Annotated in this window: 12 protein-coding genes, 1 pseudogene and 1 riboswitch; of the genes and pseudogenes, 3 read left to right on the forward strand and 10 right to left on the reverse strand. The window is 63.8% G+C overall.

Annotation, left to right across the window (positions count from 1 at the left end; genetic code table 11):
• Positions 1-13: 13 nt before the first annotated feature.
• Positions 14-703 carry a transglutaminase-like cysteine peptidase gene (locus tag EB231_RS26370; RefSeq protein WP_172353025.1) on the forward strand — a complete coding sequence of 230 codons (690 nt, stop codon included), beginning with the start codon at positions 14-16 and terminating at the stop codon, positions 701-703.
• Positions 704-893: 190 nt separating this feature from the next.
• Here EB231_RS26370 and EB231_RS26375 read toward each other — a convergent pair whose 3' ends face one another.
• From EB231_RS26375 to EB231_RS26390, 4 genes are all read right to left on the reverse strand, one after another.
• Positions 894-1,292 (reverse strand): hypothetical protein, encoded by a 399-nt coding sequence (locus tag EB231_RS26375; RefSeq protein ID WP_246740720.1) that lies wholly within the window; start codon positions 1,290-1,292, stop codon positions 894-896.
• A gap of 3 nt (positions 1,293-1,295) precedes the next feature.
• Positions 1,296-3,578, reverse strand: a complete 2,283-nt coding sequence (locus EB231_RS26380) for a caspase family protein (RefSeq protein WP_172351383.1) — start codon at positions 3,576-3,578, stop codon at positions 1,296-1,298.
• A gap of 144 nt (positions 3,579-3,722) precedes the next feature.
• Positions 3,723-4,967 (reverse strand): class I SAM-dependent RNA methyltransferase, encoded by a 1,245-nt coding sequence (locus EB231_RS26385; RefSeq protein WP_172351384.1) that lies wholly within the window; start codon positions 4,965-4,967, stop codon positions 3,723-3,725.
• Positions 4,964-5,728 carry a TlyA family RNA methyltransferase gene (locus EB231_RS26390; RefSeq protein ID WP_172351385.1) on the reverse strand — a complete coding sequence of 255 codons (765 nt, stop codon included), beginning with the start codon at positions 5,726-5,728 and terminating at the stop codon, positions 4,964-4,966. Before EB231_RS26390 ends, EB231_RS26385 begins: the two co-directional genes overlap by 4 nt.
• 163 nt (positions 5,729-5,891) lie before the next feature.
• Between EB231_RS26390 and EB231_RS26395 the strand changes: the two genes are divergently transcribed.
• Positions 5,892-6,293, forward strand: coding sequence for a GFA family protein (locus tag EB231_RS26395; protein WP_172351386.1), 402 nt, complete (start codon positions 5,892-5,894; stop codon positions 6,291-6,293).
• On the opposite strand, the gene EB231_RS26400 is transcribed toward EB231_RS26395, so the two are convergent.
• The 6 genes from EB231_RS26400 to EB231_RS26425 all read right to left on the reverse strand — a co-directional run bounded on the left by EB231_RS26400 (position 6,290) and on the right by EB231_RS26425 (position 11,268).
• On the reverse strand, positions 6,290-6,583 hold the full coding sequence (locus EB231_RS26400; RefSeq protein WP_172351387.1) for a hypothetical protein: 294 nt from the start codon (positions 6,581-6,583) through the stop codon (positions 6,290-6,292). The two genes, EB231_RS26395 and EB231_RS26400, sit on opposite strands and share 4 nt — an antisense overlap.
• 148 nt (positions 6,584-6,731) lie before the next feature.
• Positions 6,732-8,645 carry a 1-deoxy-D-xylulose-5-phosphate synthase gene (dxs, locus tag EB231_RS26405; RefSeq protein ID WP_172351388.1) on the reverse strand — a complete coding sequence of 638 codons (1,914 nt, stop codon included), beginning with the start codon at positions 8,643-8,645 and terminating at the stop codon, positions 6,732-6,734.
• A gap of 101 nt (positions 8,646-8,746) precedes the next feature.
• Positions 8,747-9,667, reverse strand: a complete 921-nt coding sequence (locus tag EB231_RS26410; RefSeq protein ID WP_172351389.1) for a pirin family protein — start codon at positions 9,665-9,667, stop codon at positions 8,747-8,749.
• Positions 9,668-9,707: 40 nt separating this feature from the next.
• Positions 9,708-9,974: a DUF2277 domain-containing protein gene (locus EB231_RS26415; protein ID WP_010914875.1), complete on the reverse strand. Its 267-nt coding sequence runs from the start codon at positions 9,972-9,974 to the stop codon at positions 9,708-9,710.
• Between the two features lie 112 nt (positions 9,975-10,086).
• Positions 10,087-10,338, reverse strand: coding sequence for an exodeoxyribonuclease VII small subunit (locus EB231_RS26420; protein ID WP_056565628.1), 252 nt, complete (start codon positions 10,336-10,338; stop codon positions 10,087-10,089).
• Positions 10,339-10,341: 3 nt separating this feature from the next.
• A complete protein-coding gene (locus EB231_RS26425; RefSeq protein WP_172351390.1) occupies positions 10,342-11,268 on the reverse strand; it encodes a histone deacetylase family protein in 927 nt (308 codons plus the stop codon).
• Positions 11,269-11,432: 164 nt separating this feature from the next.
• Positions 11,433-11,628, forward strand: a riboswitch (cobalamin riboswitch).
• A gap of 100 nt (positions 11,629-11,728) precedes the next feature.
• Here EB231_RS26425 and bluB point away from each other — a divergent pair.
• Positions 11,729-12,388 (forward strand): annotated as a pseudogene (bluB, locus tag EB231_RS35235) (5,6-dimethylbenzimidazole synthase); the annotation flags it as partial.
• Positions 12,389-12,417 lie beyond the last annotated feature (29 nt).

The following is a 12,417-nucleotide window of genomic DNA, read 5'->3' on the forward strand; positions in this document are numbered from 1 at the left end:
GGTGGTTTTGGCAATGCGGCATTCCCCCGTCCTGACCTCGTCTATCCTGCTTGGCTTCGTTTCGTTAATCGGTGCGACGTCGCTGCAAGTCAGCCCGGCGGCGGCGCAATCGACCTTGTTCAAGCGAATATCGACGCGCCCATCCACGGATGGGCCACTCTCCGCGGCCGTTGGCGGCCCCACCAGTGTCCCCTACGGTTGGATCGATTTCTGCCATCGCCGACCAAAAGAGTGCAAGGTGCCCGCTCTGCCGGCCGCCAACATCAAGCTGACCGCGCAGAACCTGCGCATCCTCAAGCGGATAAATCAAAAGGCGAACAGTTCCATCAAACCCGTCAGCAATTTCGACCACTGGGGCACGATGACGGACCACTGGGATTACCCGGTTGACGGCAAGGGCGACTGCAAGATCTACGCACTCTACAAGCGCAAGCTTCTTCAGGAGGCTGGATTTCCCCGGCAGGCGCTGCTGATGACCGTGGTGCACGACCTTGACAATGAAGGCCACACCATCCTGACGGTGAAAACCGACAAAGGCGATCTGGTCCTCGACAATCTGGTCGACGAAATCAGGCCCTGGAATGCGACCGGCTACTACTTCGTGAAACGCCAGTCGCAGCAGAACCCGAATATCTGGGTTTCGATCAACCGGCGGGGCGGTACGCCGAAGGCCCTTGCGGATGTTGCCAAGCTCGTGGACTGAGAGGCCCGTCAGGACCGTGGCGGTCCAGACGCCGCAAACCTTCGGAGGATCCGCGACCGTCTTCATTCGCTCTTGATGGAGCCCAGGTGAGACCGGCCTTAGACGAAAACCCGGTTCCATATTTTCTGGTGTCGCCGCCAGCCTCCCCGGAATGGCAGGCTGGCAACGATAGTCGTGAAACAGGCGAAGATCAGGTGGCCTTGCCGCCGTTCTTCTTGCAGTCCGCCCGGAACTTTTCACGGGCCTTGCCGTGCAGTTTCTGGGCATCCGCGAGCGCGGAACACTGTTTCGAAATCGCGGTTTTCTCAGGCGTCATGGCAGTCGTCTTTGCCTTCTTCGCGGGGGCGGTCGTTGTGGCGGCCGGCGCCGTCGTGGTCGCAGCCGTCGTCGCCGCGGCGGCAGTTCCCGTCGCAATGAACCCGGCCAGGGCGATGGACGTCAGAACGCTTGCAATCCTCATTGTGGTCACTCCCTTGAGCGCCCCCCGGCATTGACTGGTAACAGCGAGCCAGGGCAGCACGCAATCTTGACCGTAGCCAACCACGCGGTTGTGATGCGATCGTGTGTGGCCATGTCCGCCGTCCTCCATGCGCTACCTCTTGCAGGCAGGCTCATTGGGGTGCCCGCACGGCGGCTTCTTGCCAGCCTCCCGCTGCGGCTGTTGCTGTGTCGGCGGCTGCCGCCGCATCTGGGCAGCGTGGAATTCCGGCTTCTGCGGCTTCGGAAATGCCTGTGCCTGCTGCTTGAATTGGCGACGCGGATTGCCGCTCGAGACCTTGTCGCCCGCCGGCCCGCCATCGGCCGGCAGCTTGTGGAATCTGGGGGCCTTGCCCTGTCCATTGACTGCCCCATTCGTCGTGTCCGGGCCGCCGGCGCCCTGGCCATGAAGCTTCTTGAATTTGCCATTGGCCGCGATCTGGCCGTTGAGCGCCGCGGGATTTTTGATCTTCGGTTTCAACTGGGCATTCTGCCCATTGCCGGCAGGCGCGATGGCGCCGGCTGGTAGCTTGTGGAACTTGGGAGCCTTGCCCTGTCCATTGGTCACCGGCCCCGCGCCATTGGCGGTCGCCGCGGCACCAGCAAGGCCCTGCTTGCGCAACAATTTGCGAGATTTGTCGTTGGTCTGGTTTTGACCGCTGAGGACCGGCTTGCCGTTGACAAGCGGCAGTGTCTTGCCATCGGCGCCGGGCAGAGCGTGACCGGCCAGCCTGTCCGCCGGCAGTGTTTTCGGCAGCGGCGCGCCGCCGTTCTGCTGGCCCGTCCGGACAAGCTTCGACGGCAAGCCACCCGGATTGATTTTGGCGAGCGTGGCTTCCTTCTTCTGCAGGAAGGCCGGCAGCGCCACCTTGGTCGCAAGCGCGGCCGCACCGAGGCCCACCGCACCTGCGGTCAGCTTCTGGCCGGTGGTCAGGCCGCCCTGATTCTCGTTGATGGTCGTGTTGTTGACGATGGTTGTGTTGTGGATGTTGTTGAAGATGACGTCGTTCGGCGGTGGGAGGATGTCATGCGGCGGGTTCACCCAGGCAGGCACCGGCACAAAGACAGGCGTCGGCAGAACGAATATCCCGACCGGCGGCGGCGGTGGTGGCAATTCGATGAAGTCGCGCGGCCGCGGCGGCAGGAAGATCACCGCCACGGGCGGCGGTGGATCGAAGTCGAATTCCGGATCGTCGAAATAGAGCACGGGCCGGTCGACATAGGCGATCTCTTCCCGCGGAGGCGGCGGCACGTCATAGTCATAGACCGCGAAATTCTGCGGCGGCTCCAGGGCAGCGTCGAAATGCTCAAGCCTGCGGCGGGCGTCCCAGGCATGGGGGCCACGCGGATAGCGATCGAGATAGGACCAGTAGGCTTCGGGCGTGTCCCTGAGCCAGGTCTGGCGCCAGGTGATCGCCTCGCGCCGCGCCGCCAGGATCGCGCGCACGCGCCTGGCCATCGGGTCATGCGGATAAGCGACGATGAAATCTTCGTAGCCGCGCATCGTGTCGCGATCCAGAGCCGCGATATAGGCATCATGCGCGTCGAAATCGCGTATCTCCCTGGTTCGGTTGGTACGCACCTCGGCGGCGGAGACCTGCGGCGCCGGAGCATCCGGGCCGCGGTCGAAGAAGACAAAGGGATCGGTGATCTTGGAGGCGTTCCAAGGCACCTCCGCGCCATCAGTCACTTCATTGACCCGCAGCCGTGTGCGGTCAAACACATCGCCTAGCTGCAGGCCACCATCCCTGATCATCTCGGCAAGCGCCTGGGCATAGGCCCCATACGGCCCCTTGCCTTCCGGCGCGACCGTGCCTGGGGCAGCGTTGAAGGCAATCAGCATGTTCGGGTCGGGATCGACGAGTGCGAGGCCCCCGGCCAGCGGCTGGTTCGACTTGGCGAAAGAATTTGGCCGCGCCGCATCGAGCACGACGATGTTGACCTTCGTCGGCAGCGCGGCAAGCGGCTTTGTAAGGTCGGAAACCCGGACCGCGGCCATCGGCACGTCAGCCGCATTGGCGATCTCGGCATCGACGGGCGCGAAATAGTTCTCGCCTTCGAACTGCAATCCCTGCCCGGCTAGATAGACAAATACCACCGCGTCGGGGCCGGCCGCGGTCACCTTGGCGAGGAAATCGCGATAGGCGCCACGCAGCGATTCCTGGTCAACGTCGCGCGCGCCGACCACGTCGAACCCGGCCGCCTGCAATGTCTGGGCGATCAAGCCCGCATCATTGGCCGGCGTCGTCAGGGCGCTGGCGGGATAGGCGGCATTGCCGATGACGAAGGCAAGGCGCTTTTCGCCTTGCGCCAGCGCCCCGGCCATCGAGCCGAATGCCAAAATGGAGAAAGCGAGGAAGAAAGCAAGGAATTTCAAGACCGTCCGCATTACGATCATCCGTCAGGTGAGAGTGACGATGCTTCCGCCCCAGAGCCCAGACTAGGCTTGCGCAAAAAGGCGGCTTTGCGGCGTTAATCCGACGTCTTTCGGTATCAAGCGGTCGGATTCCCCGGTTTCAACGAAACGTGATCATTGTCCGGCTCAGCCGCGCCTTTTCCTGGGCTTTTCCAGCAGGGCGACCGCCTCGACATGCGGCGACCACAGGAACTGGTCGATCGGCGTCACGCTTTTCAAGGTGTAGCCGCCGTCGAGGAGGATGCGCAGGTCGCGAGCCAGCGTCACCGGGTTGCAGGACACCGCGGCAACAAACGGAACGTCCGAGCGGGCGACCTGCTTCGACTGGTCCTCGGCACCCGCTCGCGGCGGATCGAAGACAAGACCGTCAAAGGCGTTCAACTCCTTGAAGGTCAAGGGTCGGCGGAACAGGTCGCGGCGTTCGCCCGTCACCCGCTTGATGCCAGTCGCGAAGCGTGATCCCCGGTCGAGCGCCGAAAGTGCCGCCGCATCGCCCTCCACCGCATGGACTTCCGACTTCGCCGCAAGCCGGAGCGCAAAGCTGCCACAGCCTGCGAAAAGATCGGCGATCTTCTTGGCGCGCTTCAGATGTCCGCCGACAATCTCGGCCATGGTCTGCTCGGCTGCTTCGGTTGCCTGCAGGAAGGCACCCGGCGGCACGGCGACAGCGACGCTGCCGAACATCACCACGGGCTTTCTCGGCTCGATGATGATCTCGTCATCGATGGACAGCCTGGCAAAACCTTGCGCAAGGACAAAATTGGACGCGATGCGGCGCTGGTGTTCGCCGAGCTTGCCGGATTCATGCACCGCGACATCGAGGCCGGAACCCGTCACGGTGACCGCCATCCGGAACGATTTGGTGGTGGCGCATATCAAGTCGGCGAGCGCCTTCAACTGGCCAAGCGCTCCGACGATTTCGGGCAGCGAGATCGGACATTCCGATATGGAAATGATTTCCGGCGACAGATGGCGATTGAAGCCGAGCAGCATCCCTGTATCGCTGCGACGCGCGGCAAGCACGACACGGCGCCGCGTCTGCGGCGCGCAGGCAACCAGCGCGTCGATGTCGCACTCGATGCCCTTGCCCTTCAGGGCGTGCACCACCTTCTCGCGTTTCCACTGGCGATAGGCTTCGGCCTCGAAATGCTGGAGGGCACAGCCTCCGCACTCCGTGAAATGGCGGCAGGCCGGCTCGATGCGCAGCGGCGAAGCCTCCAGCACCGCCATCAACGTGGCGCGATCCCGCTCGCGCGCGGCGGTGACGATCTCGCCGGGCAGCGTAAAGGGAATGAACAGATCGCCACCTTCGGTCTCGGCAATGCCGTCGCCCTGGGCGCCAAGCTTTTTGATGGTGAAGCGCGCGCTCATCGATCCTTGATCCCACCGAGCAGGAATTCGCGATTGCCGTCGCCGCCTTCGATTGGCGACAGATGCAGGCCGAGCGAGCGCCAGCCGGGCACGGCGTCCAGCCAATCCTGCAGCAGGCCAGCGACCCGGGCGGCATCGAAGGGGTCTTTCAAGAGGCCGCCCTTGCCGATCGCCTCGCGACCCGCCTCGAATTGCGGCTTGACCAGAAAGACCGCGGCGGCACCAGGCTTCGCAATGGCGAGCGCCGGCGGCAGCGCCAACTTCAGCGAGATGAAGCTGACGTCGGAGACGATGAAACCGGGAACACGGCCGGCAAGATCGGCGATGGTGAGATCGCGGGCGTTCAGCCCTTCGATGACCGTCACGCGCGGATCACCACCGACATCAGGATGTATCTGGCCGTGACCGACATCGATTGCCGTGACATGGGACGCGCCGCGTTCGAGCAGCACCTGGGTGAACCCACCGGTCGAGGCGCCGATGTCGAGCGCTTCGCGGCCGGCTGGGTCGAGGCTGAAATGGTCGAGCCCGCCGATCAGCTTCAGCGCCGCGCGCGAGACATAGCCTTGCGCCGGATCATCGATGGCAACAAGGCATTGCGGCGAAACGTTCTGACCGGGCTTGCGGGCAATGGTGCCGTCGACCGTCACCGTGCCACGCTCGACCGCGTCGCGGGCACGCGAGCGGCTGGCAAACAGGCCGCGCTGGACGAGCAGGTCGTCGAGCCGCTGGCGGGTGCTGGCTGGCAGAGGCGAGTTCATCGGCCTTCATGGCGAAAGCCGGCGGCGAAGGCAAGGACATTGGGTCGAACAAGCAAAGAGCGGCGGGCGCATCAGGCCACGCCGCGGCTTGCGTGCATCGCATCGGGTTCGGCAAAATGGTGTCGAGGAGGAGGACCTCCATGGTCGGAACCGGGGACAAAGAATGCTGACGGGAACCTGCCACTGTGGCGCAACCCACTGGACCCTTGCGGGCGATCCCGAGCCGATGACCGCCTGCAACTGCACGCTTTGCCGCCGCTATGGCACGCTCTGGGCCTATGACTATGTCGATGAGCGCATTCGCGTCGCGGGACCGATGGCCAGCTACACGCGCGTCGGAAAGGATACGCCTTCGCTCGAAATCCTGTTCTGCCCGACCTGCGCCTGCGTGCTCGCCTGGCGCGGCCTGCGCGCCGGTGCCTCCGGTCGAACGCGCATCGCCGTCAATGTGCGGCTGGCGCCGCCCGACGCTGTCGCCGATCTGCCGATCGACCATTTCGATGGCCTCGACACATATGACGACCTGCCACGCGATGGCCGCTGCGTGCGCGACATGTGGTTCTAGAAGATAGTGCGCGACACTTGGCGCTCGACGGCGGGAGACAAGCCGTCATGCCGATCCCCTGAAGCTTGCTCCCGTGGAGGCTCAGCCGCAACCGCGGACGCAGGCGCGGGTTCCGATACGACCACCAATTGCGGCACCTGCTTGTAGGAGAAGCCGCCCCTGATATCGCCCATCTTGCTTGCGACGATGCCCATCGCCGCCTTTTCGAGATTGCGGTCATAACGCGTCTCGGAGGCGGCGGGTGTTGCGATGATGGCTAAAAGCGCCACGCCGCACAGAAGCGTCTTCATTGTTATTGTCTCCCTGCCTGACGTCGATCTAGCAGGGCGCCGTTGAAAAACGGCCAAGAGACACGGTAAGCAAAGCGCCAAACGGCAGCGTAAACAGTGCGTTAAGAAATCAAGCCGGCAAACTGATTCAAGCGCTTGAGATTTTGATTCAGGCGCGCTGGGCGCGGGCCGTATGCGCGAGCGCGGTGAAAACGGTGCGCACGATGCCGGCGGCATCGAGCCCGGCATCGGCATACATCTTTTCCGGCTTGGCGTGGTCGGCGAACACGTCGGGCAGCACCAGCGGGCGCACCTTCAGGCCGCTTTCCAGCAGTCCTTCATGGGCAAGGAACTGCAGCACGTGGCTGGCGAAGCCGCCGATGGCGCCCTCTTCCACCGTCACCAGAACCTCGTGCGAACGGGCCAGCCGCCGGATCAGATCCTCGTCGAGCGGCTTGGCGAAGCGGGCATCGGCGACGGTGGTGGAAAGCCCGGCCGCGCCGAGCTCCTCGGCAGCAACAAGGCAATCCTGCAAGCGCGTGCCGAAGGACAGCAGCGCCACCTTTGTGCCTTCCCTGACAATGCGGCCCTTGCCGAGTTCGAGAACCGAGCCGCGCTCCGGCATGTCGAGGCCGACGCCATTGCCGCGCGGATAGCGGAAGGCGATCGGGCCGTCATCATAGCTTGCCGCGGTGCGCACCATGTGGCGAAGCTCCGCCTCGTCGGCAGCCGCCATCACGACAAAGCCCGGCAGGCTTGCCAGGAAGGTGGTGTCAAAAGCACCGCAATGGGTGGCGCCATCGGCGCCGACGAAGCCGGCACGGTCGATGGGGAAACGAACCGGCAGTTTCTGGATCGCGACGTCGTGGACGACCTGGTCGTAGGCGCGCTGCAGGAAGGTCGAATAGATCGCCGCGAACGGCTTGTAGCCTTCGGTCGCCAGGCCCGCCGCGAAGGTGACCGCGTGCTGCTCGGCGATGCCGACATCGAAGGTCCTGGCCGGAAACACTTCGCCGAACAGATCCAGCCCCGTGCCGCTCGGCATGGCGGCGGTAACCGCGACGATGCGATCGTCCTCTAGAGCCTCCTGGATCAGGCTTTCGGCGAACACCTTGGTGTAGGCCGGCGCGTTGGCCGGCGCCTTGGCCTGCGCGCCGGTGATGACGTCGAATTTGTTGACACCATGATATTTGTCGGCGGCGGCTTCCGCCGGCGCGTAGCCCTTGCCCTTCTGGGTGACGACATGGATCAGCACCGGGCCTTCGCCATTGTCGCGGACGTTTTTCAGGACCGGGATCAGATGCTCGAGATTGTGACCGTCGATCGGGCCGATATGATAGAAGCCGAGCTCCTCGAACAAGGTGCCGCCGGTGACGTAGCCGCGCGCATGCTCGACCGCCCTTGTAATGGCACGATCGGCGCGCTTGCCGAGATAGGATGTCAGTTTCTTGCCGAAGTCGCGCAGGCCGGCATAGGCCCTGCCCGAGGCCAGCCGCGCCAGATAGGCACTCATCGCACCGGTCGGCGGTGCGATCGACATGTCGTTGTCGTTGAGGATGACAATGAGCCGGGCATCGAGAGCGCCGGCATTGTTCATCGCCTCATAGGCCATGCCGGCCGACATGGCGCCGTCGCCAATGACGGCGATGACATTGTTGCGGCCACCGGAGAGGTCACGGGCGGCGGCCATGCCAAGGCCTGCCGATATCGAAGTCGAGGAGTGGGCGGCGCCGAACGGATCGTATTCGCTCTCGGCACGGCGGGTGAAGCCGGACAGGCCGCCTTCCTGACGCAGCGTGCGGATGCGGTCGCGGCGGCCGGTCAGGATCTTGTGCGGATAGGCCTGATGGCCGACATCCCAGATCAGCCGGTCGTCCGGGGTGTTGAAGACATAGTGCAGCGCGATCGTCAGTTCGACCACGCCAAGGCCGGCGCCAAGGTGGCCACCGGTGCGGGACACCGCGTCGACGAGTTCGAGGCGAAGTTCTGATGCCAGTTGCGGCAGTTCGCTCTCGTCAAGCGTACGCAAGTCCGCCGGAATGCGGACCTTGTCGAGAAGCGGCGTATGCGGCGTTGCGTTCACGGGTGCTCGGGCTTTCTGTTCAACGGCGGGATAAGCCGCCGGCCTGCGAAAGTAAATGCGTGCCGGTGACACGGATCAAGCAGGTCCCCTTGCCGATTTCCTCAGCTTTCCGGCAGCGGGATGAACTCTTCCTCGTCTCCAGGAACGATATCGAAGCGGCCCGTCTTCCATTCCTGCTTGGCTTGTTCGATGCGCTCCTTGGAGGAGGAGACGAAATTCCACCAGATATAGCGCTGCGAGCCGAGCGAGGCGCCGCCGAACAGCATGAAATGCGCACCGGTTTGCGACGACACGATGATCTCGTCGCCGGGCCGGAACACCAGCAGGCGTTCAGCCGGGAAGACGTCACCCGAAATCGTGACCTCGCCCTCCAGTGTGTAGATGGCGCGTTCCTCCGCATCGGCCGGGATCTTTATGTTGGCGCCGGGCGCCAGCCTGAGGTCGGCGTAGAGCGTCTCGGCGTCGGCCCGTACCGGGGAACGCAGTCCCTGGAAGTCACCGATCACAACGCGGCCTTTGACGCCTTCGGCATCGATCTCGGGCAGCCGCAAGGCAGCGGTGTTCTCGAATACGGGCGCCACTTCCTCCTTGCCGTCCGGCAGTGCCAGCCATGTCTGCAGGCCGGAGATCGACATCGGCGCGCCGCGCAATTCCTCGGGCGTGCGCTCGGAGTGGACGATGCCACGGCCGGCGGTCATCAGGTTCACATCACCGGGCTGGATGACCATTTCAGTGCCGAGCGAATCGCGATGCCTGATCTTGCCGTCGAACAGATAGGTCACCGTCGACAGGCCGATGTGCGGATGCGGACGGACGTCGAGCGCCTGGCCTGCACGCAGGATTGCCGGACCCATGCGATCGAAGAAGATGAACGGCCCGACCAGCCGTCTCCTGGCGGTCGGCAAAGCACGACGGACCTCGAAGCCGCCAATGTCCTTGGCGTTCGGGATGACCATCAGTTCGATCTGGTCGCTGGCAAAGGCATCGCCGGCTTCAGGGTCTTTCCCGGGGAAGAAGCTCATGAACTCTCCTTGTCAGCGTTCGGTGACCGCTTTGGCGACATCACGCAAAGCGGATCGCCGCCTTTGCCCGCAGTTTGGCGGCCACTTCTTCGCGGTTACGCGGATGCTGGTTGGTTTCGAGCGAATCGAGAAGTTCGCGCGCCGATGCCGCAATGGCCTCCACTGCGTGGTCGAACGCATGCTGGTTCTGTTTCGAAGGCCGCGTCGTTCCGCTCAGCTTGCGGACAAATTGAAGGGCTGCGTCGCGCACTTCGTCATTGGTTGCCGGCGGATCAAAATTGAACAGGGTCTTGATGTTTCTGCACATCGCTTCCGTATCTCCTCTTGTCCTGGAGCCGTTTCAATCGGAACGAGTTTTATCCTCAACCATGATCGTGTCCAAAAACCGGAGAGGCAAGACCATGGTTCGCGGCCATGCCTCAGTCCGCGTCGAGCGGCTCGGTTCCAACCGGCTTGCCGTCGCGCGATAGCCTGATCTTCTCAACCTTGTCCTCGGCCGCCTTCAGCAGCCGGTCACAATGCGCCTTCAGGGCCTCGCCGCGCTCATAGATCCGGATCGACTGATCGAGCGGCACGTCGCCACGCTCCAGATCATCGACGATCTTCTCCAGCGCGTCGAGTGCCTGCTCGAAGCTCATCGCCTTGACGTCTTCGTTGGTCTCAGCAGCCATCATTCATCCTTTCATCAGTCGCCCGACATGGGCGGCGACCGAAAATGCCAGTCCCTGCAGATCGTAGCCGCCCTCGAGCAGGCTGACGAGCCGGTTGCCGCTGTGGCGGGCGGCGCGCTGCATCAGCTGGCCAGTCGCCCAGTCGAAATCGTCCTCGGTCAGGTTGATCTCGGCCAAGGGATCACGGTGATGCGCGTCGAAACCGGCCGAAATAATGATGAGGTCGGGCGCGAAATTGTCGAGCGCCGGCAGGACGCGCGACAGGAAGGCATCGCGAAACACCTCGCTGCCGGTCCGCGGCGCCAGTGGTGCGTTGACGATGTTGCCGGCGCCGGTCTCGCTCTTCGCGCCAGTGCCGGGATAAAGCGGCATCTGGTGCGTCGAGCAATAGAGCACCGAGGGATCGTCCCAGAAAATATCCTGTGTGCCATTGCCGTGGTGCACATCCCAGTCGACGACTGCGACACGGTCGATGCCGTGCTTCTTCTGCGCATAGCGGGCCGCGATCGCCGCCGTGTTGAAGAAGCAAAAGCCCATTGCGGTGGTCTTTTCGGCATGGTGGCCGGGTGGCCGGGCGGCGACGAAGACATTGTCGGCGCGGCCTGCGAAGACGTCGTCGACGGCGGCGTTGGCGGCGCCGATCGCGGTTATCACCGCCTGCCAGCTCTTCGGGCTGGCGGTGGTGTCGGCATCGATGCGGGCAATGCCTTCGTCTGGGATGGCGGCGCGCACGCGCGCGATGAAATCGGCCGGATGCGCGTAAAGGATGGTGGCCTCGTCGCCTTCCGGCGCCTTGACGCGGTCGAGCTCGGCAAAGGCTTCGTCGTCAAGCACGCGCTCGATGGCGCGCAAGCGGTCCGGCCGCTCGGGGTGACCGGGGGGCGTGATGTGCTCAAGGAAGATCGGATGCGTGTAGAGACGAGTGGCCATGATCCCTATCTAGTGCCCCAACGCCACGATGGCCATGCGTCGCGGCCCGATGGCTGGGGAAAATCGCTTCTGCGTCCATTGGCGTCGCTGTGGGGATTGGCGCCGCGGACGCTTCGGCATAAGGTCGCCGTCACTGCCTGGTGCCCGCCAGTCTGTTTGTCTAGCCGCATTCTGCGGCGCCAAGTGATTCCACTTGGCTGCAAATGCTCTGGCGGGAGAATCGGGAACACGGTTGAATTCCGTGGCGTGCCCAACGCTGTGAGGGGGACCGCGCCGGTAAATGCCACTGTCGATGACGGGAAGGCACCGGACGCGGGTTGATCCTGAGCCAGAAGACCGGCCTGGCAGGCACCGTCATCCGCATGGTCAGGCGGATGACATCAGAGCGACGTGCGTCCACTTGGACGCACTAAGTGCGCTCTGACGGTGTGAAACTATTGCAATCGCAAGGGGACAAGCGATGCCGGATGCTATGACCGCTCCTGTCGGCGACGGATTTGACCAGATGGCGCGCGACGCGGTGTACCGCGCCATGTTCACGCGGCGCGATGTGCGCAGCCATTTCCTGCCTACTCCTCTCGACGATGAGGTGTTGGCACGGCTGCTGCTTGCCGCCCATCACGCGCCATCGGTCGGGTTCATGCAGCCGTGGAATTTCATCGTCATCCGCGATGCCGCGCGACGGGAGAAGGTGCGCGACCTGTTCCTGGCCGCGCGAGAACAGGAACTGCCTGAAATCGAAAAGGAAAGGCAGGCACTCTACCGCAAACTCAAACTGGAAGGCATCTGCGAAAGCGCGCTCAACATCTGCATCACCTGCGACCGCCAGCGCTCGAAGGGCTCGCCGCTGGGACGTTGGCACAATCCGGAGATGGACCTCTACAGCACGGTCTGCGCGGTGCAGAATTTCTGGCTGGCGGCACGCGCCGAAGGCGTCGGCGTCGGCTGGGTCAGCATCATCGAGGCGCAGGCACTGAAAAGCCTGCTGTCCATTCCCGACCATGTAACGCCGATCGCTTATCTCTGCGTCGGCCGGGTTTCCGAGTTCGCGCCCAAACCGGACCTTGAAACACATGGCTGGGGCCGGCGCCTGCCCCTGCCCGAACTGATCATGAGCGAGACCTTTTGCGGGAAAGGCGAGGCACCGCT

It is taken from the genome of Mesorhizobium sp. NZP2298, assembly GCF_013170825.1.
GTDB lineage: Bacteria > Pseudomonadota > Alphaproteobacteria > Rhizobiales > Rhizobiaceae > Mesorhizobium.

What these genes read in the sequence shown, in the direction of transcription:
- EB231_RS26385 (WP_172351384.1), bottom strand. Translation starts at nt 4,967, where the DNA reads ATGAGCGCGCGCTTCACCATCAAAAAGCTTGGCGCCCAGGGCGACGGC.
- EB231_RS26375 (WP_246740720.1), bottom strand. Translation starts at nt 1,292, where the DNA reads ATGGAGGACGGCGGACATGGCCACACACGATCGCATCACAACCGCGTG.
- EB231_RS26395 (WP_172351386.1), top strand. Translation starts at nt 5,892, where the DNA reads ATGCTGACGGGAACCTGCCACTGTGGCGCAACCCACTGGACCCTTGCG.
- EB231_RS26400 (WP_172351387.1), bottom strand. Translation starts at nt 6,583, where the DNA reads ATGAAGACGCTTCTGTGCGGCGTGGCGCTTTTAGCCATCATCGCAACA.
- EB231_RS26420 (WP_056565628.1), bottom strand. Translation starts at nt 10,338, where the DNA reads ATGGCTGCTGAGACCAACGAAGACGTCAAGGCGATGAGCTTCGAGCAG.
- EB231_RS26380 (WP_172351383.1), bottom strand. Translation starts at nt 3,578, where the DNA reads ATGATCGTAATGCGGACGGTCTTGAAATTCCTTGCTTTCTTCCTCGCT.
- EB231_RS26425 (WP_172351390.1), bottom strand. Translation starts at nt 11,268, where the DNA reads ATGGCCACTCGTCTCTACACGCATCCGATCTTCCTTGAGCACATCACG.
- EB231_RS26370 (WP_172353025.1), top strand. Translation starts at nt 14, where the DNA reads ATGCGGCATTCCCCCGTCCTGACCTCGTCTATCCTGCTTGGCTTCGTT.
- EB231_RS26390 (WP_172351385.1), bottom strand. Translation starts at nt 5,728, where the DNA reads ATGAACTCGCCTCTGCCAGCCAGCACCCGCCAGCGGCTCGACGACCTG.
- EB231_RS26410 (WP_172351389.1), bottom strand. Translation starts at nt 9,667, where the DNA reads ATGAGCTTCTTCCCCGGGAAAGACCCTGAAGCCGGCGATGCCTTTGCC.
- EB231_RS26415 (WP_010914875.1), bottom strand. Translation starts at nt 9,974, where the DNA reads ATGTGCAGAAACATCAAGACCCTGTTCAATTTTGATCCGCCGGCAACC.